Origin of the sequence: Dyella solisilvae, assembly GCF_003351225.1 — a bacterium.
In the GTDB taxonomy this organism is placed as follows: Bacteria; Pseudomonadota; Gammaproteobacteria; order Xanthomonadales; family Rhodanobacteraceae; genus Dyella; species Dyella solisilvae.
The window spans coordinates 96581-122090 of record NZ_QQSY01000003.1 but is presented as its reverse complement, the minus strand read 5'-3'; the positions used below and the strand labels follow the sequence as shown (position 1 = coordinate 122090).

The window sequence follows — 25510 nt, the reverse complement described above, 5'->3', positions numbered from 1 at the left end:
CCGAGCCCTCCCATGACGGAAACCCACGTCCGAGAACTGGTCGACCTGCTCGAAGTCGAGCGTCTGGAGGACAACCTGTTCCGCGGCCAGAGCCGTGACATCGGCACGCACTTCGTCTTCGGCGGGCAGGTGCTGGGCCAGGCGCTGTCGGCTGCCCAGCGGACGGTGGATCCGGCGCGTGAGGCGCACTCGCTGCACGCCTACTTCCTGCGGGCCGGCGACATCAACGCGCCCATCGTCTACAGCGTCGAGCGCGCACGTGACGGCGGCACCTTTTCCGCCCGTCGGGTGGTGGCGATCCAGCACGGCCAGCCGATCCTGAACGGCTCGATCTCGTTCCAGGTGCCGGAGACCGGTTTCGAGCACCAGTCCTCGATGCCGGAAGTGCCGATGCCCGAGGACATTTCGCCGATGCAGGCGCTGCCGCCCGAGCAACTGGCCAAGCTGCCGGAAAAGCTGCAGCGCTGGCTGGGCGTGGATGCCCCGTTCGAGTTCCGCCACGTGTGGCCGCAGGACAAGCTGCACCCGGTCAAGCGGCCGCCGTATCAGCACATCTGGTTCCGCTTGACCGCGCCGGTGGGCGACTCGGCCGACCTGCACCGCTCGCTGCTGGCCTACGCCTCGGACTTCAACCTGATCGGCACCGCCACGCTGCCGCACGGCATCTCCTACTACACGCACAACGTGCAGATGGCGAGCCTGGACCATGCGCTGTGGTTCCACCGTCCGTTCCGGGTCGACGAATGGCTGCTGTACTCCTTCGACAGCCCCACCGCCCAGAGCGCCCGTGGACTGGCGCGGGGACAGATCTTCACCCGCGACGGCCGCCTGGTCGCTTCCACCGCTCAGGAAGGCCTGATCCGCCTGCGAGGCTGAACCCGCCGGCCGGCGTAGTAAAATCAGATCGCCCCGGGGCGCGACCATCTCGCCCCGCGATGCTCGTCGCCCCCCGACGGCAGCCCTCCGGGCAACGACCACAGGCTCACTTCATGCGTCAGCTGTACACCTCGCCCCGCCAGGAAAATATCGATCGCGTCGCCGCGCTGCTGGCCGAGCACGGCATTGAGTGCAGCATCGAGAACCGGTCCAACTACCGGCGGCCCAGCTACCAGCGCTTCAGTTACTCGCAGCGCAACGAGAACCGCGATAACTGGGCCCAGGTGTGGGTGACCAGGGCCGACGACTACACCCAGGCCCGCGCCCTGCTGAAGGAGCTGGGCATCGAGCCGGTGATCCGCCATGGCGAGGAACTGGCGCTGGCCCGCAACCCGACCGCCGAGTCGCGCCGCCAGAGCGTCGCCACCCGAGCACGCCGCATCGTGATGCTGGCGGTGGCAGGCGCCTTCGTGGTGCTGATGCTGCGTTACCTGGGCGTGATCTGACCCGGTCGGGCCATCTCAGGCGACTTACCGCCCCATCCGACCGCATTAGTCGGCATTTTCCTACTCACACGCCGACCCGAACCGGACATAGAATCGGGCAATGCGCTCCGATCGTGTCCGCCTCTTCCAAACCCTGCCGCACACCTGCGGCTACTTTGCCGAGCGCACGGCACAGAACCTGGTGATCGACCCGGCGGCTCCGCAGTTGGACCAGCTGTACGGCCCGGCCCTGGAGCGCGGCTTCCGCCGCGCCGGTGGTCACCTGTACTACCCGTATTGCAGCAACTGCCGGGCCTGCACGCCCTGCCGCATCGACGTGGCCCACTTCAAGGCGGACCGCAGCCAGCGCCGTTGCCTGAAGCAGAACGCCGATGTTCAGGTGGTGGAGTCGATGGCCGGCTACAACGCCGAGCGCCATGCGCTGTATGAGCGCTACCTGCGCCAGAGGCACCCGGGCGGCGGCATGGACGAAGCGGACGCCAGCGACTTTCGGCGTTTCCTGACGGCGCCGTGGAGCCCCACCCTGTTCCTCGAGTTCCGCCAGGGGTCACGCCTGCTGGGCGTGGCGGTCACCGACGTGTGCCTGCAGGGCCTGTCGGCCGTCTACACCTTCTACGACCCGGACGAGACGGCGCGTGGCCTGGGCACTTTCGCCATCCTGCAGCAGGTGGCCCTGGCCCAGCGACGCGGGCTGCCGTGGGTCTACCTTGGCTTCTGGATCGCCGGCCATCCGAAGATGGACTACAAGCGCCGCTTCCGTCCGTTGCAGATCCGCACCAGCGAGGGCTGGGTGGAGATGCCGGAGGGCTGAGCCCTTTCCAGCGGCAGCTCCCTCGGCGCGTGACCGCTGACCGGTACGGAACACCCATACGGCGAGGTCGCGCGCAGGTCGCTCCTACACAAGCTTGCCGTGCTCAGGGCTTGCCGATATCCAGCACCACACGGCCCTGGATGTGGCCTTCGCGCAGTCCCTGCAGCACGTCGTTCACCGCCTCCAGCGGACGCCGCTCGATGGTGGAGACCACCTTGCCGCGCGCGGCGAAATCCACCGCCTCGGCGAGGTCCTTGCGGGTGCCCACGATCGACCCGCGGATGGTGAGACGCTTGAGCACTACATCGAAGATCGGCGTGGCTAAGTCACCGGGCGGCAGGCCGACCAGGCTCATGGTGCCGCGGCGCCGCGTGAAGTTCAGCGCCTGCGAGAACGCCGCCGGCGACACCGCCGTGACCAGCACGCCGTGCGCGCCGCCGTGGGTGGCGTCGAGCACTTCCTGCACGGCGTGGGGCCTGCGCGCATCGACCGTGATGGAAGCACCCAGCTTGCGCGCCAGCGCGAGCTTTTCCTCCGCCACGTCGACCGCGACGACCTGCATCCCCATCGCGGTGGCGTACTGGATGGCCAGATGGCCGAGCCCGCCGATGCCGGAGATGGCTACCCATTCGCCCGCGCGTGCGTCGGTCTCCTTCAAGCCTTTGTACGTCGTGACGCCGGCGCAGAGGATAGGCGCCATCAAGGCGAAATCCACATCCTTGGGCAGACGCGCGACGAACGCGGCGTTACCGATGGCGTACTCGGCAAAGCTGCCATTCACACCGTAGCCACTGTTGTGCTGCAACTCGCACAAGGTCTCCCAACCGGTCATGCAGTGCTCGCAATGACCGCAGGCGTCATGCAGCCAGGCGATGCCGACCGGATCGCCAAGCTTGAGATGTTCCACACCCTCCCCCAACGCAGCCACTACGCCCACGCCTTCGTGGCCGGGAATGAACGGTGGCGACGGCTTCACCGGCCAGTCGCCATCCACCGCATGCACGTCGGTGTGGCAGACGCCACTGCAGACGATCTTCACCAGCACCTCGCCCCGCGCCGGCGTGGGCGCCGGGACTTCCTCAATGCGCAAGGGCTCGCCAAAGCGGTGGGAGACCGCCGCCTTCATCGTCTTGGGCGCCATCGGTCGACTCCTGTGAGGTCAAGACTGGCCGTGTGCGACGGAGCCTCTCATGCTGGGCTCCGCGCGACGGAAGACCTCGGGAAGATGCCGCCGATCACGTGATGGGCGGGTGACCAGAATCAATAAAACGGCGCAATCCGCGCAACTGGGACGATGCGTCGCGCCTCGCCCCGCGCTGGCTCACCCGTGTGCGGAAGCGTGCGGCGCGACCGGGTACGGATGCAGCTTGACCAACGGCACCGACAAGCCGTCGTCACCGACCACGCGGCAATGCGTGCGATTGAGCTGGCGAGGTTCTTCCACGCCGCAGCTGTGCGCGATGATGCCGACTTCGTGCATCAGGTTGGTCGCGTAGTTGGCGACGCGCTCGCTCTTGTCGGTGACCACCAGGCCTCGCTGCAGCTTCGGGTTCTGCGTGGTGATGCCGGTGGGACAGGTGTTGCGGTTGCATTGCAGCGACTGGATACAACCCAGCGCCAGCATGAAACCACGCGCGGAGTTGACGAAGTCCGCGCCCATCGACAACGCCCACGCCACGTCATAGGCGGTGATGCATTTACCCGAGCAGATCACCTTGATGCGCTCGCGCAGGCCCTTGACGATCAGCATGTCCACCAGCGCCGGCAGCGATTCGTGAAGCGGCAGGCCCACGCCTTCCATCAGTGTCTGCGGCGCCGCGCCGGTGCCGCCTTCCGAGCCATCGACAATGATGAAATCCGGCGCGCTCTCGATGCCGCGCTTGCGTACTTCGTCGCACAGTTCGGCAATCCAGTCCACGCCGCCCATGACTGCCTTGAAGCCCACCGGCTTGCCGGTGAGGTCGCGGATGTGTTGGATCGCGTCCATCAGCTCGTGCACGTTGCCGATGTCGAGGTGGCGATTGGGGCTTTGCGAATCCTGCCCCACGGGGATGCCGCGGATGGCAGCGATCTCCGGTGTCACCTTGGCCGCTGGCAGCAGGCCGCCCATGCCGGGCTTGGCGCCCTGGCCAAGCTTGATGCTCACCATCTTCACCTGCTTGTGCGCGCAGATCGCCAGCAGCTTGTCGTCGTCGAGCTTGCCGTCAGGGGTGCGCACGCCATACTTGGCCGTGCCGATCTCGAAGATGATGTCGCAGCCGCCTTCCAGGTGATACGGCGCCAAGCCGCCTTCGCCGGTATCCATCCAGATGCCCGCCTTGGCCGCGCCATGGGACAACGCGCGCACGGCCGGCGCGGACAGCGCGCCGAAGCTCATCGCCGAGATGTTGAAGAACGCCGCGTGCTGGTACGGCTCACGCGCATAAGGCCCCAGCGTCACCGGGCGAGCCTCCACGTGCTTCTCACCCAGCGCTGGAAACGGCGCGTTGACGAAGAAAGGCACACCTTCGCCGCGCAGGTTGCGGGTGGAGCCAAAGGCGTTGGTGTTGTCCACGTTCTTGGCGGCGCGGTATACCCAGGTGCGCTGCGCGCGGTTGAACGGCAGTTCCTCGCGATCGCTGGAATACAGGTACTGCCGGAAGAACTCACCCAGATGCAGGAACCAGTAACGGAAGTGCCCGACCACCGGATAGTTGCGCAACACGGAATTGGTGGTCTGGTTGCGGTCCACGAACCACACCACCATCACCACCACCACCAGCAAGGCCAGCAGCAGCAGGAACAAGGCGGCGAAGGTCTCCACCACGACCACCAGCCAATGCGCGAATCCCGTCGGTTCCATCGTCGTCTCCGGTTGTCATGTCCATGCGTCCCCTCCCCGTCGGGGAGAGGCCTGGGATGGTGGCGTCATCCCTCCGTCCGGCGCCATCCCAGCGGGGTGGCGCCATCGCCCTTACAGTTCCACGCGCAGCACCTTCGCCGCGCGAATCGCCTTGATCTTCGCCGACTCGATGCTTTCGTCACGCGCCAGGGTCACCGCCATGCGGCGGCGGCCTTTCACCGTCGGCTTGCCGAAGATGCGCAGCTGCGTGTCCGGTTCCTCCAGCGCCTCGGCGACGTTGATGTAGCGAGGCGCATTGCCCTCGCCTTCCACCAGCACCGCGCACGAGGCCGATGGCCCGAGCTGACGGATCACCGGAATCGGCAGACCGAGGATCGCGCGCGCATGCAGCGCAAACTCGGACAGATCCTGCGAGATCAAGGTGACCAGACCCGTATCGTGCGGACGCGGGCTAACCTCGGAGAAAATCACGCCGTCGCCCTTGACGAAGAACTCCACGCCGAACACGCCCCAGCCGCCCAGCGCTTCGGTGATCGCAGCGGCCTGCCGCTGCGCTTCCACCAGCGCAGCCTCACTCATCGGCTGCGGCTGCCACGACTCGCGATAGTCGCCGTCCTCCTGACGGTGGCCAATTGGCGCGCAGAAACTCACGCCATCCGTGTGGCGCACGGTGAGCAGGGTGATCTCGTAGTCGAAATCGACGAAGCCTTCGACGATCACCCGCCCCTTGCCTGCGCGACCGCCAGACTGGGCGTAATCCCATGCATGCTGCAGCTCACTGGCCTGCCGGACCACGCTCTGGCCCTTGCCGGAGGAACTCATCACCGGCTTGATCACGAACGGTAGGCCAATCGTGGCGGCCGCCTCGCGGTACTCGTCCTCGGTCTCGCAGAAGCGGTAAGGCGAGGTGGGAAGGCCAAGCTCCTCGGCGGCAAGGCGGCGAATTCCCTCGCGGTCCATGGTCAGCCAGGCGGCGCGCGCGGTCGGGATTACGCGCAGGCCTTCCTTTTCCAGCTCGATCAGGGTGGGCGTGTGGATCGCCTCGATCTCCGGCACCACCAGATCGGGCTTTTCCTGCTCGATCACCGCGCGCAAGGCGGCGCCGTCGAGCATGTCGATCACGTGGCTGCGATGAGCTACCTGCATCGCCGGCGCATGCGCGTAGCGATCGACGGCGATCACCTCCACCGCGTAACGCTGCAGCTCGATGGCCACCTCCTTGCCCAGTTCGCCGGAACCCAGCAGGAGCACGCGCAGGGCGTGGTCGGAATAAGGCGTGCCAAAGGGCTTCATCGGGAACTCCGGGGATCGAAAGTTCGCATTGTAAGCGGCCCCGCCAGCGCCGGCGCAGACGGCGACCCACCTGCCGGAAGTACCATTGACGAACGTCGGCAACCGGCATTGACTGTAAGCGTCACCGTCCCCACGGAACGACCATGCGCAATCGGACTGCCGCGCTTTTGCTGGTGCTGTCGATGTGCCCTGTCCCCGGACTGATGGCGCATGCCGAAGGCGCGAACGCAGACACGACCTGGATGACCGTGCTGCTGGGCGGCCGCAAGATCGGCCACCTCGAGATCGAGCACCAGCGCACCGGCGACGTGGTCACGACCACACAGACCCTGGTCATCGAGCTCAATCGCAATGGCACAGGCGTGCCGATGGGCGTGACCACCCACAGTACCGAGAGCGCCGCCGGCGAACCGCTGGCGTTCTATTCACGCAGCTCACTCTCCAGTTCGGACAGCACCGTCGAGGGCAAGCGCCAGTCCGACGGCAATTTTGCGGTCAGCACCAGCGTCGGCGGCGAGACCCGCATGATCACCCTGAGCTGGCCGCCCGGCGCGGTGCTCAGCGAAGGCCAGCGGCTGGCCCTGGTGAAGGCGGCCGGGCATCCGGGCGAGCATTACGAGATGAGCATGTTCGATCCGGCCAGCCAGGCGGTGGCGCGGGTGGATATGGAGGTGATCGGCAACGAACGCGTGGTGCTGCCTGACGGACCGCGCATGCTCAACCACCAGCGCCAGGTGCTGCAGACCCCGCGCGGCGCGCAAACCATGGATCTCTGGCTGGATGAGCAGGGCATGGCGCGCAAGGGCACGCTGCAGATGCTGGGCCACGAACTGGAAATGCTTGCCTGCAACAAGGCCTGCGCGATGGCCCCGGTGCAGAACGTGGACATGTTCCGCGTAGCGATGGTCGATTCGCCACGCCTGCTGCCGCCTGAGATGCGCAACGACTTCCTGCGCTACCGGATCCACATGCAGCCCGGCGCTCCCCAGCCGGTGATCAACACCGACGAGCAGCATGTGACCCGGCTGGGCGCCAGCGACTGGGTGGTGGATGTCGGCAACGCCCAGCCCGGCGGCGAATCGCCTCCGGACGAGCAGGACACCCTGCCCAACGCCTGGGTGCAATCGGATGCGCCGGCGATCCGCCAGCTGGCTACGCGCGCCGTGGGCGGGGCCAGCGATGACCTGCAGAAAATGCGCCGCCTGCGCAGTTTCGTCAGCGACTACATCACCCAGCACGGCCTGGACGTCGGTTACGCTTCGGCGCTGGAGGTCGTGCGCACCCGCGAGGGTGACTGCACCGAATACGCGGTGCTGCTGGCCGCCCTGGCCCGGGCCGAAAACATCCCCACCCGGGTGGTCACCGGCATGGTCTATGCCGACCGCTTCGCGGGCAGCTCGCGTGTGTTCGTGCCGCATGCCTGGGTGCAGTCCTGGATCAACGGGCGCTGGCAGAGCTTCGACGCGGCGCTGCGGCGCTTCGACAGCAGCCACATCGCGCTGGACACCGGCGATGGCGACCCCTGGCACTTCTTCAATGCGGCCAGCCTGTTCGGCCAGATGCGCATCGAGGAGATCAGTCCCGCCTGGCAGCTCGCCGGCAACACGCCCCCCTCCGTGGCGGCGGAACCCCCCGCGTCACCGGGCGGCCGGCCGTGACGTTCGACACTTGCGATTAGATATCTTTTTGATATCAACTCTCTGCATCTAGGGAGGAATCGCCATGAACGAACGTCAAGGGTTTTCGGTCGCCGGCATCCCCACGGTGCTGGTTTGCCTGGTGATGGGTCTGGTCAGCGTGATGCTCTGGGTCAACATGCTCCAGCAGCAGGAAGGTGGACTGGGCGTGGTCGGGCTGCTGCTGTTTGGCCTCGCCCTGTTCATGCTCAGGGGTTTCTTCCAGGTCGCCCCGAACGAGGGCCAGGTGATGCAGTTATTCGGCAAGTACGCCGGCACCGTGCGTGCGGAAGGGCTGCGCTGGACCAATCCGTTCTACAGCCGTCGCCGGGTATCGCTGCGCGTGCGCAATTTCGAGAGCAGCAAGCTGAAGGTCAACGACAGCGACGGCAACCCGATCGAGATCGCCGCCATCGTCGTCTGGCAGGTGGTGGATACCGCCGAAGCGGTGTTCTGCGTGGAGGACTACGAGAATTTCGCCCAGATCCAGAGCGAATCCGCGCTGCGCCAGATGGCGCAGAACTATCCCTACGACGCCCACGATGACGGCAAGCCGGCCCTGCGCAGCCACGGCGAGGTGATCAACAACCACCTGCGGGACGAAATCCAGGCGCGCCTGGAGAAAGCCGGCGTGCAGGTGGTCGAGGCGCGCATCAGCCATCTCGCCTACGCGCAGGAGATCGCCCAGGCCATGCTGCAGCGCCAGCAGGCCAACGCCATCGTGGCGGCGCGCGAGCGCATCGTCGACGGCGCCGTGGGCATGGTCGCCATGGCGCTGGAGCGGCTGCGCCAGCAAGGCGTGGTGGAGCTGGACGAGGAACGCAAGGCGGCGATGGTGAGCAACCTGCTGGTGGTGTTGTGCGGCGACCGCTCCACCCAGCCGGTGGTCAACGCCGGCACGCTGTATGGCGGTTGAGAAAAAGGCCTACCCCCTGCGCATCAGCGCTGCCGTGCTCGAAGCCGTGCAGCGCTGGGCCGACGACGATCTGCGCAGCGTCAACGCGCAGATCGAGTTCGTGCTGCGCGAGGCCCTGCGCAAGAATGGACGTCTGAAACACGAGAACGCCGAGCCGGTGGTCGACGACGACTGAAGCCTCGGCTCCGGGATGCGCCAGGTTTCCACGCGCCCTGCACGGGGGCGGCGCTACGTTCTGCTCAAGGCGCCACGCGATGCCCCATCGCCTCCACGGAGAATCACCATGGCCAACGACTACCGACCGCTTCCCGATGGCCCCGTCCTGTGTGACGCCTGCGCCAAGACTGGCCAGGACGTGGAAATGGAGCCGCACCACACGCTGCCGCCGGAGGCGCACGAGCACGCGCAGCGCGAGAAGGCCGAACTGCAAAGCTATCGCTGCCCGGAATGCGAGAGCATCGACGTATTCCGCATCGACTGAGGCGCATCGCAGGATCCGGATAGCCGACCGCGCATGGCGGCGGGAGACTGGGCTCCCTCCCGATGGAGCCCGTCGCCATGTCATTCCGCCTTCGCGGCCTGCCCGCCGAACCGTTCGCCGAACTGTTCACTCTCTCCGACGAGGCGCTGGCTGCGCGTCGCGCCACGCGCGTGGTGGCTGACCGCGAGCACGGCTATCCGTGCCGCATCAGCCTTACCGACGCCGAGCCTGGCCAGTCGCTGATCCTGCTCAACTACGAACACCAGCCGGCCGATTCGCCGTTCCGCGCCAGCCAAGCGATCTACATCCGCGAGGGCGAGCGCCAGTACGACGAGATCGACGCGGTACCGGACCAGTTGCGCCGACGCCTGCTCTCAGTGCGCGGGTTCGACCATCGCGGCATGCTGCGCGATGCCGACGTCGCGCAGGGCACGGCGCTGGAGCCGCTGATCGAGCGGCTGTTCGAGGACAACGCGATCGCCTATCTGCACATCCACATGGCGCGCCCGGGATGCTATGCGGCCAGGGTGGATCGCGCCTGAGCGCCGATCAGCGTGCGCTGCGCTTCGCCAGCGCGACACCCAGCGCGATCCAGCCCACGATGAAAGCCACGCCGCCGAACGGCGTGATCGCGCCGAACCAGCGCGGCGCGCCGAGTGCGAGCGCATACAGGCTGCCGCAGAACACGACGATGCCCAGCGCAAACGCGGCGCCGGCGACGCGCCGGGCTCGCCCCTGGGCCATCACGGCGACCAATCCCAAGGCCAGCGCGTGCCAGAAGTGATAGCTCACTGCGGTATGCCACAGTTCGCTGCCTCGCGCGTCGAGCACGCCACGCAGTGCGTGCGCGCCAAAGGCGCCAAGCATGACCGCGGTCGCGCCGGCCAGGCCGACCATCAGACCCATGACGGGAACAGGTTGTCGCATCACGAAGGTCCTCAGAGCCTGTTTTATGTTTCCGCGTGGCCCGCGCCGGGAGCTGTTTGAGCGCAGGCCAAGGAAGAACGAAGGAGTGTACGTCGGTACACGACTGAGTGATGACGCCGGCCTGCGGGCAAACAGACCCGGCCCGTAGGGTTGGGTACAGCAAGCCCGCGGGCCACGCCCAGCGGGCTTGCTGTATCCAACGCGGGCTACGCGGAGACATTGAACAGGCTCTCCGTCCACCGAGTGCCGGCCGCAGCAGCAGTGTCGTATGCTGCCGGGATGATTCCCACCGATTCTCGCATGACACTCCGTCGCGGCGGTCGCCTGGCGCTGCTGTTCGCCTTCGCTCTCGGCATGCTGGCGCTGTCGGGCTGCCACCACGACAACATGCAGTGGCGGCTCACCGATGTCAGCGGGCACATGCCCGACCTGGACTTCAAGCTGGTCGACGATCACGGCAAGCCGGTCACCGGGCAGGATTACCGCGGCAAGGTGGTGTTGCTTTATTTCGGCTACACCCATTGCCCCGACGTCTGCCCTCTCACGCTGGCCCAGCTTCACGTCGCACTGAAGCAGCTCGGTCCGCTCGCCGACGACGTGCGCATCCTGTTCGTAAGCGTGGACCCGGCCCGCGACACGCCGGACGTGATGCATGCCTACGTCAGCGCGTTCGATCCGCGCGCCGTGGGCCTCTCCGGTGCACCGCGCGACCTCGAGGCACTGAGCAAGCGCTACCGCTCGGCCTACACCCGCGAGCCGGACCAGGCCGACGGCCAGTATGAGGTGAGCCACAGCTCGGCCATCTACGTCTTCGACCGCGACGGCAAGGCCCGCCTGCTGTCCACGCCCGCCAATCCGCAGGACGACCTCGTCCACGACCTGCACCAGCTGCTGAGCCCGGGAAGCCCCTCATGAGCCTGCGCACTCTGTATGCCCTGCCCCTGTTGGCGGCAGGCCTGTTGCCTGCCGTCAGAGCGCATGCCACCGAGGCCGAGCATGTTCGCGCCACGCACGCGTGGATTCGCGTGCTGCCTGGAGACCTGCCGGCCGGAGGCTACGTCACGCTGGAGAACTCCAGCGCGCAGCCGGCCACGCTGCAGGGCGCGAGCAGCCCCGCCTACGGCAGCGTGATGTTGCACCAGAGCAGCACCGAGGGCGGCATGGGGCGCATGGTCATGGTCGACAGCCTCGTGGTCCCTGCGCATGGAAAGGCCGAGCTGGCGCCCGGCGGCTATCACCTGATGCTGATGAAGGCCGCGGCGCCCGTGAAGACCGGCGACAAGCTGAAATTCGCACTGCAGTTCAGCGACGGCAGCACGCTGGACGTGGACTTCGTCGCCCGCCCCGCGAACGCTACCGGCGACAGCCCGTAACCAACCGCTGACGCGGCGCTCAGTCCTGCGCCGCGGAGATGGGCTTCGCCGACACCGCCCGACGCACCGGCCACGGCTTGCGCCGGATGCGGCCGTTGCGCGACAGGCGCAACCACTGGCGCAACGCCAGCAGGCCGCCGATGGATTCGATGATCGCCGCCGGCACCCACATGATCACGCCACCGACCAGCTGCGCGGTGAGCACGTTGAAAGTGAACGCGCGGCCGCAGATCTCGAAGATCGGATAGAGGTCGCTCTTGGAGAAGGTGACGATGGCGCCGGCGAGGATCTGCGGCGTCATGGTGATGCCCGGCGACAGCACGCGGATACCTGGCGTCATGCGCCCCGGCGGGCGCGGACGATGATCGAGCACCAGCCACCAGTAGCTGAATCCACTCACCAGCATCGACCAGTTCATGAAACGGTAGATGCGCCAGTCCAGCATCGCCAGCGTCTGCATCGACGGCACGAGCCAAATCAGGATGAAGGCCACGAACAGAATGGTCGCCACCGCCGGATTGAGCATCACGGCGCTGAAAAGACGCCACGGCCACGAGCGCAGCACCGGGCGCAACAGGCGCAATCGCCAGGACAGCGGCAAACCCTTGCGCAGCACCGTGCCCGGATAAGAGGAAATGATCAGCAGCGGCGCCAGGTGATGCAGCAGCACCTGCTGGATGCGATGCATGAAGAATTCATGCTCGAAGAAATAATCCAGGTACGTGTGCAGCGACACGTAGATCATCACCATGCCGATCCAGAACGCCAGCCGACGCCCCACGCTCACCGGCAGGCGCTGGCAGCCGCGCACGTACAGCACGGCGCAGGCCACGAAGGTCAGCAGGAACACCCAGGAGAATTCCCAGGGCACGATCCACTTGATCACGCTCGCCATCATCGATCGAATCCGGGCCGGCTCAGCGGCGACTTCCCATCATAGCCGCTCGCCACGCGGCTTCCCGACCCCAGGCCTCCGCGGCTTCCACGTTCACGCCCTGCGCCGGCTGCGCCGCGAGCGGCGCCAGCCGTATACCAGGCCCACCAGGGTCACCAGCGCCGGCACCAGCACGATGTTGATGAACTTCAGCCGCCAGCCGAGTGCGTCGATTTCCGCGTTGAACTGGTGCTGCACGTCGCGCAGTTCCTTGTTGATCGCCAGCTGGCGTTGCAGGAACTGCTCGATCTCCGCACGCTGCTCGGCGCTGACCGCATCGCCACGCGAAGTCTTGGCCGGCTGCAGTTCGCTCAGGCGGGTACGCGTCACCGCCAGCTCGCGCTGCAGCTCCTGCATCTTGGCCAGGTACTTCTGGTCGGCCGCCGCGCGCAAGGCCTGCACGCGCGTGAACGGACGCTGCGAACTGACCCTTCCACGAATCGACAACAGGGCGGAGGAGCCGCTGAGGTTGTCGGCGATATTGGTGACCAGGTCGCCATTGTTGGCCAGCGCACTCAACTGCGGCTGTCCGAGCAGGCTTTGCGTGTAGGACACCCACAGGCGGTCGCTGAGCAGGTCGGTATCGGCCAGCAAGATCACTTCCGCGTTGTCGCCGGAGTGCGCGAGATGCCCAGACTCCGCGGCGCGCTCGGGAAAGGCGCTGTCGAACTGGCCGCGCAGGCGTGCGGCAAGCACGTAATGCGTATTGTCCGGCTTGTAGTTGTCCAGCAGGCTGGCCGGATTGTTGATCGACTCGCGCACGCGCTGCGCGGTCACCACTTCGGCGTCGGTCGAGGTCTGCATCAGCGGCTGCAGTCGCGAGGTCGCGCCCGGCGTGAGGTCGAAGAAGCCGGTGCTCGACACGTTGACGCGCTGCAGGCTGGCGGTGATCACGTCATCGCGATTGAGCTCCTGCGAGCCCAGCCCCAGCATCGCCGGATGGCTCATCGAGCTGTTGTCGGCCAGCTCGATGCGCAGCGCGCGCGAGCGGTCCAGCACCACTTTCTGCGAGTCGTACTGCACGCCCCAGGCGGCGAACAGTTTCGGCAGGTCCGAATTGTGGTCGTCCGTGTTGCCGGTGCTGTCCACAAACGGCGTGTTGTCCATCTCCGCCACCGGATCGACAAACACCACCAGATGGCCGCCACGCAGCACGTACTGGTCGACGGCGTATTGCGCCTCGATCGGAAGGTGCTTGGGATGGACCAGGAACAGCGCCTTGATGTCGCTGTCGACGTGCTTGAGCTTGGCCGGATCGAGCGTCTTCACCTCGAACTGCTGGCTGAGCTGGCGCATCACCGTCCACGGCTGCTCGCCGATCACCGGGTTGCCCTGCACCGGCAGGCTGCTGATCAGCCCGATATGCGGTTTGGATGGCTGGTCCAGCTCAAACAGCAGTTTGGCGATGTCGTATTCGAGAAAAGTCTCGCGACTGGGATCGAACAACGGAATCGCCTGCGTCTTCACCGGCACGTGATCTTCGCTTTCGCTGTCGGCGCTGGGTGGCAGAGTGCTGCCCACCAGTCCGAAGAACACGCGCTCGCCGTTGGTGCCGCCGTTGACCGGAGTCAGTCCGTAGCCCTCGGCGCTGGCCTCGTCGTCCGAATACGGCACCGGGTCGACGATCTGCAGGCGCAGGCGACCATGCGAGGCGGCCACCATCTCCTGCAGCATCTCGCTCACACGCTGCTGGTAGCTGCGCAGCTGCGGTAGGTCGCGCGCGGCATGGTCGGAGAAGTACAGGGTCAGTCGCAGTGGCGCGCGCAGGTTGTCGACGATATGCCGTGTGCCGGGTGTGAGCGTGTAGAGCCGGTCGGCGGTGAGGTCGATGCGCGTCATGCGCAACCAGCGGCTCGAGCCCAGCGTGATGGTCACGAAGGCCACGGCCAGCAGGGCGAGTGCGGACAGCAGCAGGGTGCGGCGACTGAAGTGGATGCGTCGCATGGTTCAGGCCGTCCGCTTCAGGTCGAGCACCAGCACGCCAGCGGTCAGCCAGGCGGCCATGCTGAGCACGAAGAACAGCAGGTCACGCAGATCCAGTACGCCGCGGGAAATGGCCTGGAAGTGTCGCAGCATGCTCAGGTGAGCCACGCCATTGACCAGCTTTCGCGGCAGCGTGCCCTGGAAGAAATCCAGCACTTGCGGCTGCCCCGCCAGGATCAGCAGGTAGCACACCACCACGGTCAGCACGAAGGCCACCACCTGACTCTGTGTCACCGCCGACAGGCAGGCGCCGATGGCCAGGAACCCGCCCGCCATCAGCCAGCTGCCGATGTAGCCGGCAAGGATCACGCCGTTGTCGGGCGAGCCCAGGTAATTGACGGTGATCCAGATCGGGAAGGTCAACAGCAGCGCCATGCCGATGAACAGCCACGCCGCAAGGAACTTGCCGAGCATGGCCTGCGCCAGCGTGAGCGGCAGGCTCAGCAACAACTCCAGCGTGCCGCCCTTCGCCTCTTCGGCCCACAGCCGCATGGATACGGCAGGCACCAGCACCAGGTACAGCCACGGATGCATCGAGAAGAACGGCTGCAAGTCGGCCTGCTGGCGATCGTAGAAGTCGCCGGCGTAGAACGTAAGGATGCCGGCCAGCACCAGGAAGATGACCAGGAAGACGTAGGCCACCGGGGTGACGAAATAGCTGCGCAGCTCACGGCGCGCGACGGCGGCGACCGGATTCATGCGTGGCCCTCCCCGCCGGTGGTGATGTGCCGGAACACTTCGTCGAGGCGTCCGCGTTCCAGCTGAATTTCCGACACTTCCAACCCCTGCTGGCGCAACAGCGTCTCCACCGGTTCAAGGATGCGCTCGCCCGGCCGCGGGAACACGGTGATGCGTCCGTCCAGCGGATCCACCTCGATCGACGCCACCTGCGGCAGCCGCCCCAGCATCTCTTGCGAGACGCCGCTGCCCGGTGCGCTGAAGGACACCGCCCCGTGGTAGCGAGAACGCGCCTCGAGTTCAGCCGGCGTGGCGTCGGCCAGCAGGCGGCCGTTGGCGATGATCACCACGCGGTTGCACAACGCATGCACCTCTTCCAGCAGGTGGGTGGAGATGAGGATGGTGCGGTCGCGCGCCATCACGTCGATCAACTGGCGCACGGTGTGCTTCTGGTTCGGATCCAGGCCGTCGGTCGGTTCGTCCAGCACCAGCACCTGCGGGTTGTGCACGATCGCCTGGGCCAGGCCAACGCGGCGGCGCAAGCCCTTGGACAGCGTGTCGATGCACTGGTCCAGCACGCCCTCCAGCTGCAGGCCGCCCACCACGCGCTCGAAGCGGCGATAGCCGTCCTCACGATTGAGGCCGCGCATGCGGATGATGAAGGTGAGGAACTCACGCACGGTCAGCTCGCCGTAGCTCGGCGCGCCCTCGGGCAGATAGCCGAGCACGCGCTTGGCCTTCAGCGGCTCTCTCCGCACGTCGTATCCACACACACGCGCCGTGCCTGAGCTGGGCTCGAGGAAGCCCGCGATCATGCGCATCACGGTGGTCTTGCCGGCGCCATTGGGGCCGAGCAGGCCGAGCACCTGCCCGGGCTCCGCCCGGATGCTCAGCGAATCCACCGCGGTCAGGGCACCATAGCGTCGTGTGAGCTGTTCGGTTTCGATCATGTCCGATTGAGGCAGGAGGCAGGCGCCGACCACGGGCAAAGCCCGTTCTTCCAGTCGTTGGTCGACTCGCAATGTAACCGAAAAGTTCATCCAGGCTTGCGGCGGCATGCTCACGCGCCCCGTGTGACACGCCTGCCACCTGCCTTCAGCAAGTCAGCTCGGAACGATGGCGTGGACTTCCGTACGCGGCGAGCCATCGCGCAAAAGAAAAGGCCCTTCAGATGAAGGGCCTTTTCGATGCGTTGCGGCGGAGCTTACTTCGCGCTGGTCGAGGCGGCAGCCGGGGCAGCGGAGGTGCTCGACGAGGCCGGAGCCTGGTCGCTGGTGTCTTCCAGCGACGGCGGCTTGATGCCGGCTTCCTGTTCCGGGGTCTGGTCCGGAGCCCAGCTCAGCGGCAGGTACACGTCGAACTCGGCGTACTGCTTCACTTCGTCGCCCTGCTTCACTTCCGGCTTGGCTTCGATGTCGTAGAAGCGGTTCACCACTTCGTCGAACTTGTAGCCGTGGGTCTGCGCATAGGCCTTCAGCAAGTCGCGGGTCTGCGGCACGCCGGCGGCGGTGCCACTCCACACGGCCTTGAGGGCCGGGCCACCGAAGGCCAGGAAGGCGCGCACGTCGTTGTCGACGATCAGACGGCCGAAGCGGTCATGGCCACCCGGGGTGTTGTCGGCAGCGGCGGCAGGAGCCTCGGCGCTGGTGCTGGCGCCGGCGGCGGTCGCCAGTTCCGGAGCCTTGGCCGGGGCCAGCTCGACGGTCTGGCCGCCGACGTTCAGGCTGGTCGCGCTGATCGGCATGGCCACGTCGAACGTGTAGTTCTGGTCGCCGTAGTTGGTGGTGAAGATGACGCGCGGACCGGTGGTGGTCACGCCCAGCTTCTTGGCGGCAGCCTGGATCTGGCCGACAGCCTTGTCGGTGGCGTCATTGAGGGCCTCGAGGCCGCCCTTGCGCTCGATCGAGGTGGACACCAGCAGCACCGGGGTCGGCTGAGTCTGCTCGATGTACGGGATCAGCTTGCTGTAGTCGACGTTCTGAACCGACGCCAGCACGTTCTGCAGGTTGTTCAGGGTGAACTGGATGAAGGCATCCGGGTCGCCGTGAATGTACAGGCTGGAGTAGCGGTTGATCAGGTTCATGCCGTAGTCGACGTCATACGACCAGGTGACCTTGGTCAGCTGGCCACGGCTGCCCTGGCGCTCGAGATCGAGCGTGAAGTGCTTGTCGTTGCCGCGCCAGTCGTTGTCCAGGTTCCACACGATGGACGCCTTCTTGGCGGTCGAGTCGATCTTGTCGAAGCTCGGATCAGCCGAAGCGATCGTCAGCTTGCCAGTACCGACCTTCTCGTCTTCGCTGGTCCAGGTCAGCTCGGCGCCCGGACCGTAGGGCTTGCCGGAGAAGTCATACTTGACGTTACGGTCATACTCGCGCTGCACCGAATATTCCGGGAAGCGGCGGAAGTTGTTCAGCACGTCATAGACCTGACGCATGTCCTTGCCGACGACCAGCGAACGGTCCACGTGACCGCTGCCAGGCAACACAAACCCCACCACCACCGCCACCACGGCGACGATGATCAGGGCAACAATAAATTCAAGAACACGCATCATTACAGGGTTCTCCGCACGTCTCTCTGTATACGGCACAAGGCTGTCGCCGGAGACCGGCCCGCCACGGGAGATTCCCGAAGAAATCGCTGCATGACAGGGGGTCGGCCGGCGCCGAAGTTACCGATACTACTTGCTCGCGCGCCTGAACGCCATCGGGCCGTAAAGACTGCCCGACGGCCATTCCCCGGGGTACGGCGGGGGTCCGGCCGGACCCCGGCCCGGGGCTCAGACGATGCCCAGTTCCAGGGCCTTGAGGACCGCGCGGGTGCGGTCGCGAACGCCCAGCTTGGAGAGGATGTTGGACACGTGGTTTTTCACCGTTCCCTCCGCCACTTTCAGGGAGTTGGCGATCTCCTTGTTGCTGTAGCCGCCGGACAGCAGGCGCAGGATCTCGGTCTCGCGCTCGGTCAGGGGGTCGGGCTGCTCCAGGCTGGTGAACTGGTTCTGCATGCGCCCCACCCCGGCCAGCAGGCGCTGGGTGACCATCGGGGCCACCAGCGAGCCGCCGGCCGCCACCGTGCGCACGGCCTCGACCAGTTGCTCCAGCGAGACGTCCTTGAGCAGGTAGCCGCGGGCGCCGGCCTTCAGGCCCTGCAGCACCAGTTGGTCGTCGTCGAAGGTGGTGAGGATGATGGTGGGCGGCAATTCATTGCGGGCGGACAGCGCCTGCAGCACTTCCAGCCCGCTCATGTTGGGCATGCGCAGGTCCAGCAGCACCACGTCGGGCTTCACCCGAGGAATGTCCTGCACGGCCTGGGCGCCATCGGCGCATTCGGCCACCACGCGGATGTCCTCCGCCAGATCCAGCAGTGAACGGACACCCTGGCGAACCAGGTTCTGGTCATCAACAAGACAGACGGAAATCATCGCGGATCCTCGAAACATTGGTGGCCTGCGTGCGATGCCCGCGGCCAGCGGGAGATAGAGTCCATTCCATGTCTACACATAGTCCGCGTTGCTCACCTGAGCGCGCCGGGGACGGGAGCGTGGCGCAGCGCCTGACTGGCTGTCAGGTCAAGCCGCGCGCCGCTTCCTGGCGCGCTCAGGCGAGCAACCCTCCGGGCCGGGTTTGTTTGCCCCCGATCCGGCGTCATCACTCGGTCGTGTATCGACATACACTCCCTCGTTCTTCCTGGTCTCGCGGGCAAACAACTCCCGGCGCAGACCATGTGTAGGCATGAAATGGACTCTGACGATGCTGCTATCCAAGCAGCACATATTTTGGCACGACCAAACGACGGGACATGAACCCCCGCCGTCCTAAACCATGCCCAGAGCGGGCGGTTCAAACCGTGACGGGGTATGCGCCAACTCGGGCACCTCGCCCAGCGGCAAGCGTACGGTGAGCGCGAAGCCCTGGGCCAGCGCCGGGTCCACCGTAACGCTACCCTCGAATTCGTTCAGGCGCTCGCGCATGCCCGACAAACCGTTGCCCGGCTTGAAGTTTGCCGCGCCCCGGCCGTCGTCGCGCGCGGACAGTTCCAGCAGATTCGCGTTGACATAGTCAAAGCGCAGCCACAGGTTGCGCGCCGCGGCATGCCGCGCCGTGTTGGTGATGATTTCCTGCGCACATCGCAACAGCACCTGGGCCCGACGCGGATCCTCCACGCTGAAGCGCGGCGGCGTTTCCACGTGCACGCGCAGGCCAGGCACGCCTTCGATCAGGCTGCGCAGCGCCTGGGTGAGGTCGATCGCATCATCCTGGCGCAGCTCGCTCACCACCTCGCGCACGTCCGAAAGCAGGTGCTTGGCGGTGACTTGCGCCTTATGCACGTGCTCGGCCGCCTGCGGATTGACCAGGTGGCTGGCCACTTCCAGGTTGAGGCTGAGCGCCGTCAAGTGATGGCCGACCAGATCGTGCAGGTCGCGCGCGATGCGCATGCGCTCGGCGATGCGGGTCGACTCGGCCAGCAGGGCTCGGGTCGCGCGCAGTTCGGAGTTCAGCCGGCGCTGCACCTCGCGCTCCTCGGCCTGCAGGCTGGCGATCATCGAGGTGAAGAACACCAGCGCGGAGATGCCCAGGTACATGCACACCTGCAGGAATGCAGTCACGATCGTCCAGCCCATGTAGCTGGCGATGATCGGGATCAGCATCAGGTTCTGCAGCAGCATCCACATCAGCCCTGCCCCGACCGGCAGCTGCCACGGCAGCACCACCGCGATCACCAGCATCAGCATGGCCGACAGGCCGCTCTGGCTGAACCAGCCCATCGCCACCGCCGACCCCGTCAGCACCACCAGGCCCAGAAGTTGGACGACCGAGGGGTAGCCGGTCTGCCGCGTCATGCCCGAGCGCCGGGTCAGCAGCAGGTAGGTGACGCCGAAGATCAGGTAGGAAAGGATCCAGCCGGAAATATTGGGGTTGCTCCACCACGCATTGACCTGCGCAAGGCCGCCTGGCCCCGACAGGAGCGGCAAGGCCACGCAGAGGTAGGTGAACAGCCCGGTGTACCGAAGCAGCCGGATGTGGTTGATGTTGGACCATGCCATACGCCCATCATCGGCCGGCCGCTGGCGTGGTGCAATGCGTGAGAAGTCATTCCCCGCCCCCTGCCAGAAGCCATGGTGGCTGGCGCTTTACGAAGGTTTTACATGGTGCGCCGTGATATGTGCGCCCGCCGGTCGCGTGCCATAATGCCGCCCGCTAAGCGGGGCCGATAAAACGGCCTTGTCCTCGAACTACGAAAAAGCGGAGCACCGAATGGCACTTGCCATCCGCGACGTGCGAGAGCACGACCTGGATGCCGTACTGGCGCTCAACAACGCCGCCGGCCGCACCATCCTCGCCCTCGACGCGGCGCAGCTGCGCTACTTCTACGATCACGCGGACTATTTCCGGGTGGCCGAGATCGACGGTCATCTGGCGGGATTCCTGATCGCCCTGCGCGAAGGCAGCCAGTACGACAGCCCGAACTACCGCTGGTTTTCCGAGCATTACCCGCAGTTCGCGTACATCGACCGCATCGTCATCGCCAATGCCTACCGCCGCCACGGCCTGGGTCGCATCTTCTATTGCGACGTGACCAGCTTCGCCGAGGTGCGCGTGCCGCTGCTCACCTGCGAAGTGTTCCTGGAGCCGCGCGACGACGTCGTGGTGCTGTTCCACGGCACCTATGGCTTCCAGGAAGTGGGCCAGCAGCGCATGGGCGACACCGGACCCCAGGTCAGCCTGCTGGCCAAAGATCTACCCAGCTACGCCTACGTGCGCGAGACCTACCTGGACCACGGCGGCCTGCCCGACGAACCGTGGCTGACCGAGCGCGAACGCCCTTTCCACCCTGACTCCCCCCAGCGCCGCCTCGCCGGAGAGCGGCGCCCGTGAATGCACGAATGGATACCCAAGACGCCTGCGACCTGCGCTTCGGCCAGGTCGGCATCGCCAACGTGCGCATTCGCCGCGTTGACGCCGCCGCCCTTTGCGATGAACTCGAACGCCGCGTACGCACTGCGCCGCAGCTGTTCTCCCGCGCCGCCGTGGTGCTGGACCTGAGCCACCTGCTCGAGCTGCCTGACGACGGCACGGTCGACGCCTTGCTCGAAGCTGTGCGCAGCGCCGGCATGCTGCCGGTGGGGCTGGCCTATGGCACCAGCGAGATGGAAGCGCTGGCCCTTCGCATGGGCCTTCCGCTCATCGCCAAGTTTCGCGCCGCCTATGAGCCGGCCGACGGCGGCAGCATCGCTCCGCCCGCCCCGCCGGCCGAACCGGTGCGACGCGCCGAAGCGGTGCGCAGCGAACCGGCGCCGCCGGCCGCCGCCCCGCTTGGCGCCCAGTCGATCGACGGCGCCGTGCGCTCCGGCCAGCAGGTCTACGCTCGCGACCGCGACCTGGTCATCAACGGCGTGGTCGCCAACGGCGCCGAAGTCATCGCCGATGGCAGCATCCATATCTACGGCAGCCTTCGCGGTCGTGCGATGGCTGGCGCACAGGGCGATGAGAAGGCGCGCATCTATATTTCCGACTTCCGCGCGGAACTGGTGGCCATCGCCGGCCACTACCGCGTGTTTGAACAAATTCCGAAAGACCTCGAGGGCCAGTCTGTGCGATGCTGGCTCGAAGGGGAAAAACTGCTGATCGCCAAGCTGTGACGATCGCCATTACTACTACAAAGAATCATGCGGAGATGAGCCTTGACTGCTGAGATTATCGTTGTCACTTCAGGCAAGGGTGGCGTGGGCAAGACCACGACCAGTGCCTCGCTTGCCACGGGCCTTGCCATGGCCGGCAAGAAAGTCGCGGTGATCGATTTCGACGTCGGCCTGCGCAACCTCGATCTGATCATGGGCTGCGAGCGTCGCGTGGTGTACGACTTCGTCAATGTCGTGCACGGCGAAGCGACGCTCAAGCAGGCCCTCATCAAGGACAAGCGCTACGAGAACCTCTACGTGCTGGCCGCCAGCCAGACGCGCGACAAGGACGCCCTCACCCAGGAAGGCGTGGAGAAGGTGCTCGAGGACCTCGGCAACGAGGGCTTCGACTACGTCATCTGCGATTCGCCGGCCGGCATCGAGAAGGGCGCCCACCTGGCGATGTACTTCGCCGACCACGCGGTGGTGGTGGTGAACCCGGAAGTGTCCTCGGTGCGCGACTCCGATCGCATCCTCGGCCTGCTCGCCAGCAAGACCCGCCGCGCCGAGCGCGGTGACGGCGCGATCAAGCAGCACCTGCTGCTGACCCGCTACAACCCCGCCCGCGTGGCGGTGGGCGAGATGCTGAGCGTGAAGGACGTCGAGGATATCCTCGGCATCAACGTGGTCGGCGTGATCCCGGAATCGGAAAACGTGCTGGCCGCCTCCAACGCCGGCGTGCCGGTCATCCTCGATGACAACTCGTTTGCCGGCCAGGCCTATAGCGATACCGTGGCCCGCATCCTCGGCGAGGAACGCGTCATGCGCTTCCTCGACGCGCCCAAGAAGGGCTTCTTCCAGCGCGTATTCGGAGGCTGATCGCGATGGGCATTCTTGATTTCCTGAAGCGCAAGCCGGAACCCACTGCTGCCGTCGCCAAGGAGCGCCTTCGCATCATCGTGGCTCAGGAGCGCTCCACGCGGGGCGCCCCCGACTACCTGCCGTTGCTGCGCAACGAGCTGCTCGAAGTGATCAAGAAGTACGTCAACGTCGATCTCGAAGCCATCAACATCAATGTCGAGCGCGACAGCGGACACGAAATCCTCGAGCTTTCGGTCGCGCTGCCCGAAGGCGTCCCCGCCAAGACCGCCTGACCGCAAGGCGCGGGAGCATCCCGCGCCTTGCCGTACCCGCACCACTGCCGCCTTGGGCGGCCCACGTCGTCATGTCACCTGAATCGCCCACCTCCCCCGCCGAAGCCAGTGTGCTGCGCCTCGACGCGACCGGTTTCACCGCAGCCTCGGCTCTACTGGCGCGCTACGGCCTGCGGCTGCACCGCGTCGAAGCGGGACAAGCCATACCCGGCAGCTTCTGGGGCGATGACGAGGCCGGCATCATCGGCACCGACGTCTACGCCCGTGACGACACGCCGGTGCATTCGCTGCTGCACGAAGCCGGCCACCTGATCGTGCTGCCCGCGGAGCGCCGCGCTTCCGTGCACACCGACGCCACCGACTCGATCGACGAGGAGGACGCGACCTGCTACCTGCAGATCGTGCTGGCCGACCAGCTGCCGGGCGTGGGACGCGATCGGCTGATGGCCGACATGGATGCCTGGGGATACTCGTACCGCCTCGGCTCGACGCGCGCGTGGTTCGAACAGGATGCCGGCAATGCATTGCACTGGCTGATCGAGCGCGGATTGCTCACGCCGGAAGGCACGCCCATCTTCGTCGCCTGACACCGATGCGGGGGCCGGCGGGGCGCTCAGCGCGGCTCGGTGATTTCGGTTTGCAGCTCGGTCTCCGCCGTCGGAGCCAGGTGCTGTTGCGCCAGCGGGCGGCGCGTCAGGCGGCGGTACCAGCGCCAGGACAGCCAGCCCACCAGCGACAGCACGGAGGCGCCGAGCGCCAGGTACAACATGCGACCGGACAACCAGGGCGAGATCACGCCAGCCACCACCGCGCACAGCATCAGGCTGAAGAACGCCTGCACCGACGACACGCCACCGCGTCGATGCGGGAAGCGATCGAGCAGCAGCAGGGTCAGCGTCGGGAACGCCAGCTGGATGCCCACGCCGTGCAGCACCAGCGGCAGCATTGACCATGGCAGCACCGGCTCGACCGTCACCAGCCCCATCAGCACGTGCAATCCACAGGCCAGCAGCATCGCGCTGTAGCCCAGGTTCACCGTGTAGGCCACGCTGCGCCGGTTGGCCAGGCGCCCCGACAGCCAGGCGCCGATCATCAGGCCAGCCACCACGGGCAGGAACAGCCACGGGAACCCTTGCGCCGACAGGTGCAGCAGGTCGCGGATGATGTGCGGCGCCGAGGCGATGTACAGGAACAGGCCGGCGAAATTGACGGTGCAGGAGATCAGCAGCGGCCAGAACTGGGGATCCTGCCCGAAGCTGAGGTAGCCGCGCACCAGCGTGCCGGGATGGAACGAGGTGCGCGCCGCGGGCGGATGGGTTTCGTCCAGATAGACCATCAGCGCCACCGCCAGCAGCAGCGTGAAGCCGGTCAGTACCCAGAAGATGCCATGCCAGCCACCCAGGAACAGCAGCTGCGCGCCCACGATGGGCGCGATCACCGGGGCTACGCTGAAGATCATCATCACCCGCGACATCAGTTGCTGCGCGGCCGCGCCCGCCAGGCTATCGCGCACGATGGCGCGCCCGACCACCAGGCCAGCGCCGGCGCACATGCCCTGCAGCGAACGACAGGCCAGCAGCATCCCGAACGAGGTGGAGAGCGCCGCGCCCGCGGACGCCACGGCGTACACCAGCATGCCGGCGACGATGACCGGCTTGCGCCCGATCGCGTCGGAGATGGCGCCGTGGAACAGGCTCATGGCGGCATAGGTGATCAGGTAGACGCTGATCACCTGTTGCAACTGCGCGCTGCCCACGCCGAAGTGCTGACCGATGAGCGGAAACGCGGGGAACACCGCATCGATCGTGAACGGACCGATCATCGACAGCCCCGCCAGCAGCCATGGCAGGCTGCGCCTGACGGGGCGCTGGGTAGAAGTCATGGCGACGGCGACGAAAAGCGAGAGGCGCCGAGTATAGCCCGGCGGCGTCGCCATCCGGGCCATGACGATTGGGCGCCCGACGTGGTGCACTGGCCACGTCAGGCCGGTTTCGCGGGCTACCGGCTGCGCTCTTCCTCGCGCACCTTGCATCGCACGTAGCAGCCGACCGCCAGGATGATGCCCACCATGACGACGCTGCCGCCGATGGCCAGCCAACCAACCGGCTCCAGGAGAATGGCATGCCAAACCGGGTGCATCGGGTTTCCCTCCTTGTCCATGGAATCCGAAACACCCTCGTACACAACGGCAGCCACCCGTGTTGACCTGCATCAGCCCCGCCACCACCGCTTTCGGGGACGCGCGATGACGGCCCGCGACGCATCGGCTAGCATGCTGCCCAGGGGAGATGGCATGCCTCCCGCTTTCGCGCCGCCGCCTGGGTACCAGGACGACACAAGCGAAGGCAAACCACCTTCGGGTTGATGATGCCTGCACCGCCGGATTTTCCGGGGCGCAGGCATGCCTGCTTCCGGTAGTCCTTTGACACGGTGATTCCCCT

28 protein-coding genes and 1 riboswitch are annotated in these 25510 nt (G+C 66.3%); of the genes, 15 read left to right on the top strand and 13 right to left on the bottom strand.

The features are described from left to right. Positions 1–12: 12 nt before the first annotated feature. The 3 genes from tesB (at position 13) to DVT68_RS12725 (ending at position 2193) form a co-directional block, all read left to right on the top strand. A complete protein-coding gene (tesB, locus tag DVT68_RS12735; protein WP_114825472.1) occupies positions 13–876 on the top strand; it encodes an acyl-CoA thioesterase II in 864 nt (287 codons plus the stop codon). Between the two features lie 113 nt (positions 877–989). After that, positions 990–1382 (top strand): putative signal transducing protein, encoded by a 393-nt coding sequence (locus DVT68_RS12730; protein WP_114825471.1) that lies wholly within the window; start codon positions 990–992, stop codon positions 1380–1382. Positions 1383–1482: 100 nt separating this feature from the next. Continuing rightward, positions 1483–2193: an arginyltransferase gene (locus DVT68_RS12725; protein WP_114825470.1), complete on the top strand. Its 711-nt coding sequence runs from the start codon at positions 1483–1485 to the stop codon at positions 2191–2193. Between the two features lie 103 nt (positions 2194–2296). Here DVT68_RS12725 and adhP read toward each other — a convergent pair whose 3' ends face one another. From adhP to purT, 3 genes are all read right to left on the bottom strand, one after another. Next, positions 2297–3334 (bottom strand): alcohol dehydrogenase AdhP, encoded by a 1038-nt coding sequence (gene adhP / locus DVT68_RS12720; RefSeq protein WP_114825469.1) that lies wholly within the window; start codon positions 3332–3334, stop codon positions 2297–2299. A gap of 180 nt (positions 3335–3514) precedes the next feature. Next, positions 3515–5035, bottom strand: a complete 1521-nt coding sequence (locus DVT68_RS12715; RefSeq protein ID WP_114825468.1) for an FMN-binding glutamate synthase family protein — start codon at positions 5033–5035, stop codon at positions 3515–3517. A 111-nt stretch (positions 5036–5146) separates the two neighbouring features. Continuing rightward, entirely contained in the window at positions 5147–6328 is a 1182-nt protein-coding gene (gene purT / locus DVT68_RS12710) for a formate-dependent phosphoribosylglycinamide formyltransferase (protein WP_114825467.1), read from the bottom strand. 143 nt (positions 6329–6471) lie between these two features. Between purT and DVT68_RS12705 the strand changes: the two genes are divergently transcribed. The 5 genes from DVT68_RS12705 (at position 6472) to DVT68_RS12685 (ending at position 9943) form a co-directional block, all read left to right on the top strand. After that, positions 6472–7986, top strand: a complete 1515-nt coding sequence (locus tag DVT68_RS12705) for a transglutaminase-like domain-containing protein (protein WP_114825466.1) — start codon at positions 6472–6474, stop codon at positions 7984–7986. Positions 7987–8050: 64 nt separating this feature from the next. After that, complete coding sequence (locus DVT68_RS12700) at positions 8051–8920, top strand: SPFH domain-containing protein (RefSeq protein WP_114825465.1); 870 nt, start codon at positions 8051–8053, stop codon at positions 8918–8920. Then, on the top strand, positions 8910–9095 hold the full coding sequence (locus tag DVT68_RS12695) for a type II toxin-antitoxin system antitoxin (RefSeq protein WP_114825464.1): 186 nt from the start codon (positions 8910–8912) through the stop codon (positions 9093–9095). Before DVT68_RS12700 ends, DVT68_RS12695 begins: the two co-directional genes overlap by 11 nt. 108 nt (positions 9096–9203) lie before the next feature. After that, complete coding sequence (locus DVT68_RS12690) at positions 9204–9401, top strand: hypothetical protein (protein ID WP_114825463.1); 198 nt, start codon at positions 9204–9206, stop codon at positions 9399–9401. Between the two features lie 77 nt (positions 9402–9478). Continuing rightward, positions 9479–9943, top strand: coding sequence for a DUF1203 domain-containing protein (locus tag DVT68_RS12685; protein WP_114825837.1), 465 nt, complete (start codon positions 9479–9481; stop codon positions 9941–9943). A gap of 7 nt (positions 9944–9950) precedes the next feature. On the opposite strand, the gene DVT68_RS12680 is transcribed toward DVT68_RS12685, so the two are convergent. After that, positions 9951–10328 carry a DUF423 domain-containing protein gene (locus DVT68_RS12680; RefSeq protein WP_114825462.1) on the bottom strand — a complete coding sequence of 126 codons (378 nt, stop codon included), beginning with the start codon at positions 10326–10328 and terminating at the stop codon, positions 9951–9953. A gap of 300 nt (positions 10329–10628) precedes the next feature. Between DVT68_RS12680 and DVT68_RS12675 the strand changes: the two genes are divergently transcribed. Both DVT68_RS12675 and DVT68_RS12670 read left to right on the top strand, forming a co-directional pair. Then, entirely contained in the window at positions 10629–11243 is a 615-nt protein-coding gene (locus tag DVT68_RS12675) for an SCO family protein (protein WP_114825461.1), read from the top strand. Next, positions 11240–11701 carry a copper chaperone PCu(A)C gene (locus DVT68_RS12670; protein WP_114825460.1) on the top strand — a complete coding sequence of 154 codons (462 nt, stop codon included), beginning with the start codon at positions 11240–11242 and terminating at the stop codon, positions 11699–11701. Before DVT68_RS12675 ends, DVT68_RS12670 begins: the two co-directional genes overlap by 4 nt. Positions 11702–11720: 19 nt before the next feature. Here the strand turns inward: DVT68_RS12670 and DVT68_RS12665 are convergent, their stop codons facing one another. The 7 genes from DVT68_RS12665 to DVT68_RS12635 form a co-directional block, all read right to left on the bottom strand. After that, positions 11721–12599 carry a cytochrome c oxidase assembly protein gene (locus tag DVT68_RS12665; RefSeq protein ID WP_114825459.1) on the bottom strand — a complete coding sequence of 293 codons (879 nt, stop codon included), beginning with the start codon at positions 12597–12599 and terminating at the stop codon, positions 11721–11723. 90 nt (positions 12600–12689) lie between these two features. Continuing rightward, a complete protein-coding gene (locus tag DVT68_RS12660; RefSeq protein WP_114825458.1) occupies positions 12690–14579 on the bottom strand; it encodes a GldG family protein in 1890 nt (629 codons plus the stop codon). Between the two features lie 3 nt (positions 14580–14582). Further along, positions 14583–15317: an ABC transporter permease subunit gene (locus DVT68_RS12655; RefSeq protein ID WP_114825457.1), complete on the bottom strand. Its 735-nt coding sequence runs from the start codon at positions 15315–15317 to the stop codon at positions 14583–14585. Beyond that, complete coding sequence (locus DVT68_RS12650; RefSeq protein ID WP_114825836.1) at positions 15314–16246, bottom strand: ABC transporter ATP-binding protein; 933 nt, start codon at positions 16244–16246, stop codon at positions 15314–15316. Before DVT68_RS12650 ends, DVT68_RS12655 begins: the two co-directional genes overlap by 4 nt. A gap of 254 nt (positions 16247–16500) precedes the next feature. Then, on the bottom strand, positions 16501–17850 hold the full coding sequence (locus tag DVT68_RS12645; RefSeq protein WP_114825456.1) for an SRPBCC family protein: 1350 nt from the start codon (positions 17848–17850) through the stop codon (positions 16501–16503). A 225-nt stretch (positions 17851–18075) separates the two neighbouring features. Then, entirely contained in the window at positions 18076–18717 is a 642-nt protein-coding gene (locus DVT68_RS12640; RefSeq protein ID WP_019464490.1) for a response regulator, read from the bottom strand. A 393-nt stretch (positions 18718–19110) separates the two neighbouring features. Continuing rightward, positions 19111–20340 carry a sensor histidine kinase gene (locus DVT68_RS12635; RefSeq protein WP_114825455.1) on the bottom strand — a complete coding sequence of 410 codons (1230 nt, stop codon included), beginning with the start codon at positions 20338–20340 and terminating at the stop codon, positions 19111–19113. A gap of 211 nt (positions 20341–20551) precedes the next feature. Here DVT68_RS12635 and DVT68_RS12630 point away from each other — a divergent pair, with 211 nt between their 5' ends. The 5 genes from DVT68_RS12630 to DVT68_RS12610 all read left to right on the top strand — a co-directional run bounded on the left by DVT68_RS12630 (position 20552) and on the right by DVT68_RS12610 (position 23656). Further along, positions 20552–21172, top strand: a complete 621-nt coding sequence (locus DVT68_RS12630; protein WP_114825454.1) for a GNAT family N-acetyltransferase — start codon at positions 20552–20554, stop codon at positions 21170–21172. 8 nt (positions 21173–21180) lie between these two features. Next, a complete protein-coding gene (gene minC / locus DVT68_RS12625; protein WP_425477498.1) occupies positions 21181–21936 on the top strand; it encodes a septum site-determining protein MinC in 756 nt (251 codons plus the stop codon). 42 nt (positions 21937–21978) lie between these two features. Then, on the top strand, positions 21979–22794 hold the full coding sequence (minD, locus tag DVT68_RS12620) for a septum site-determining protein MinD (RefSeq protein WP_114825452.1): 816 nt from the start codon (positions 21979–21981) through the stop codon (positions 22792–22794). A gap of 5 nt (positions 22795–22799) precedes the next feature. After that, positions 22800–23069, top strand: coding sequence for a cell division topological specificity factor MinE (gene minE, locus DVT68_RS12615; RefSeq protein ID WP_114825451.1), 270 nt, complete (start codon positions 22800–22802; stop codon positions 23067–23069). 71 nt (positions 23070–23140) lie between these two features. Next, complete coding sequence (locus DVT68_RS12610; RefSeq protein WP_114825450.1) at positions 23141–23656, top strand: hypothetical protein; 516 nt, start codon at positions 23141–23143, stop codon at positions 23654–23656. Positions 23657–23682: 26 nt separating this feature from the next. Here DVT68_RS12610 and DVT68_RS12605 read toward each other — a convergent pair whose 3' ends face one another. Together DVT68_RS12605 and DVT68_RS20445 are read right to left on the bottom strand one after the other, a co-directional pair. Continuing rightward, positions 23683–24951 (bottom strand): multidrug effflux MFS transporter, encoded by a 1269-nt coding sequence (locus DVT68_RS12605; protein ID WP_114825835.1) that lies wholly within the window; start codon positions 24949–24951, stop codon positions 23683–23685. 116 nt (positions 24952–25067) lie between these two features. Then, complete coding sequence (locus DVT68_RS20445) at positions 25068–25208, bottom strand: hypothetical protein (RefSeq protein WP_158543499.1); 141 nt, start codon at positions 25206–25208, stop codon at positions 25068–25070. Positions 25209–25344: 136 nt separating this feature from the next. After that, positions 25345–25450: riboswitch (Fluoride riboswitch) on the top strand. The last annotated feature ends 60 nt before the right edge of the window (positions 25451–25510 follow it).

What these genes read in the sequence shown, in the direction of transcription:
- tesB (WP_114825472.1), top strand. Translation starts at nt 13, where the DNA reads ATGACGGAAACCCACGTCCGAGAACTGGTCGACCTGCTCGAAGTCGAG.
- DVT68_RS12730 (WP_114825471.1), top strand. Translation starts at nt 990, where the DNA reads ATGCGTCAGCTGTACACCTCGCCCCGCCAGGAAAATATCGATCGCGTC.
- DVT68_RS12725 (WP_114825470.1), top strand. Translation starts at nt 1,483, where the DNA reads ATGCGCTCCGATCGTGTCCGCCTCTTCCAAACCCTGCCGCACACCTGC.
- adhP (WP_114825469.1), bottom strand. Translation starts at nt 3,334, where the DNA reads ATGGCGCCCAAGACGATGAAGGCGGCGGTCTCCCACCGCTTTGGCGAG.
- DVT68_RS12715 (WP_114825468.1), bottom strand. Translation starts at nt 5,035, where the DNA reads ATGGAACCGACGGGATTCGCGCATTGGCTGGTGGTCGTGGTGGAGACC.
- purT (WP_114825467.1), bottom strand. Translation starts at nt 6,328, where the DNA reads ATGAAGCCCTTTGGCACGCCTTATTCCGACCACGCCCTGCGCGTGCTC.
- DVT68_RS12705 (WP_114825466.1), top strand. Translation starts at nt 6,472, where the DNA reads ATGCGCAATCGGACTGCCGCGCTTTTGCTGGTGCTGTCGATGTGCCCT.
- DVT68_RS12700 (WP_114825465.1), top strand. Translation starts at nt 8,051, where the DNA reads ATGAACGAACGTCAAGGGTTTTCGGTCGCCGGCATCCCCACGGTGCTG.
- DVT68_RS12695 (WP_114825464.1), top strand. Translation starts at nt 8,910, where the DNA reads ATGGCGGTTGAGAAAAAGGCCTACCCCCTGCGCATCAGCGCTGCCGTG.
- DVT68_RS12690 (WP_114825463.1), top strand. Translation starts at nt 9,204, where the DNA reads ATGGCCAACGACTACCGACCGCTTCCCGATGGCCCCGTCCTGTGTGAC.
- DVT68_RS12685 (WP_114825837.1), top strand. Translation starts at nt 9,479, where the DNA reads ATGTCATTCCGCCTTCGCGGCCTGCCCGCCGAACCGTTCGCCGAACTG.
- DVT68_RS12680 (WP_114825462.1), bottom strand. Translation starts at nt 10,328, where the DNA reads ATGCGACAACCTGTTCCCGTCATGGGTCTGATGGTCGGCCTGGCCGGC.
- DVT68_RS12675 (WP_114825461.1), top strand. Translation starts at nt 10,629, where the DNA reads ATGACACTCCGTCGCGGCGGTCGCCTGGCGCTGCTGTTCGCCTTCGCT.
- DVT68_RS12670 (WP_114825460.1), top strand. Translation starts at nt 11,240, where the DNA reads ATGAGCCTGCGCACTCTGTATGCCCTGCCCCTGTTGGCGGCAGGCCTG.
- DVT68_RS12665 (WP_114825459.1), bottom strand. Translation starts at nt 12,599, where the DNA reads ATGATGGCGAGCGTGATCAAGTGGATCGTGCCCTGGGAATTCTCCTGG.
- DVT68_RS12660 (WP_114825458.1), bottom strand. Translation starts at nt 14,579, where the DNA reads ATGCGACGCATCCACTTCAGTCGCCGCACCCTGCTGCTGTCCGCACTC.
- DVT68_RS12655 (WP_114825457.1), bottom strand. Translation starts at nt 15,317, where the DNA reads ATGAATCCGGTCGCCGCCGTCGCGCGCCGTGAGCTGCGCAGCTATTTC.
- DVT68_RS12650 (WP_114825836.1), bottom strand. Translation starts at nt 16,246, where the DNA reads ATGATCGAAACCGAACAGCTCACACGACGCTATGGTGCCCTGACCGCG.
- DVT68_RS12645 (WP_114825456.1), bottom strand. Translation starts at nt 17,850, where the DNA reads ATGATGCGTGTTCTTGAATTTATTGTTGCCCTGATCATCGTCGCCGTG.
- DVT68_RS12640 (WP_019464490.1), bottom strand. Translation starts at nt 18,717, where the DNA reads ATGATTTCCGTCTGTCTTGTTGATGACCAGAACCTGGTTCGCCAGGGT.
- DVT68_RS12635 (WP_114825455.1), bottom strand. Translation starts at nt 20,340, where the DNA reads ATGGCATGGTCCAACATCAACCACATCCGGCTGCTTCGGTACACCGGG.
- DVT68_RS12630 (WP_114825454.1), top strand. Translation starts at nt 20,552, where the DNA reads ATGGCACTTGCCATCCGCGACGTGCGAGAGCACGACCTGGATGCCGTA.
- minC (WP_425477498.1), top strand. Translation starts at nt 21,181, where the DNA reads ATGGATACCCAAGACGCCTGCGACCTGCGCTTCGGCCAGGTCGGCATC.
- minE (WP_114825451.1), top strand. Translation starts at nt 22,800, where the DNA reads ATGGGCATTCTTGATTTCCTGAAGCGCAAGCCGGAACCCACTGCTGCC.
- DVT68_RS12610 (WP_114825450.1), top strand. Translation starts at nt 23,141, where the DNA reads ATGTCACCTGAATCGCCCACCTCCCCCGCCGAAGCCAGTGTGCTGCGC.
- DVT68_RS12605 (WP_114825835.1), bottom strand. Translation starts at nt 24,951, where the DNA reads ATGACTTCTACCCAGCGCCCCGTCAGGCGCAGCCTGCCATGGCTGCTG.
- DVT68_RS20445 (WP_158543499.1), bottom strand. Translation starts at nt 25,208, where the DNA reads ATGCACCCGGTTTGGCATGCCATTCTCCTGGAGCCGGTTGGTTGGCTG.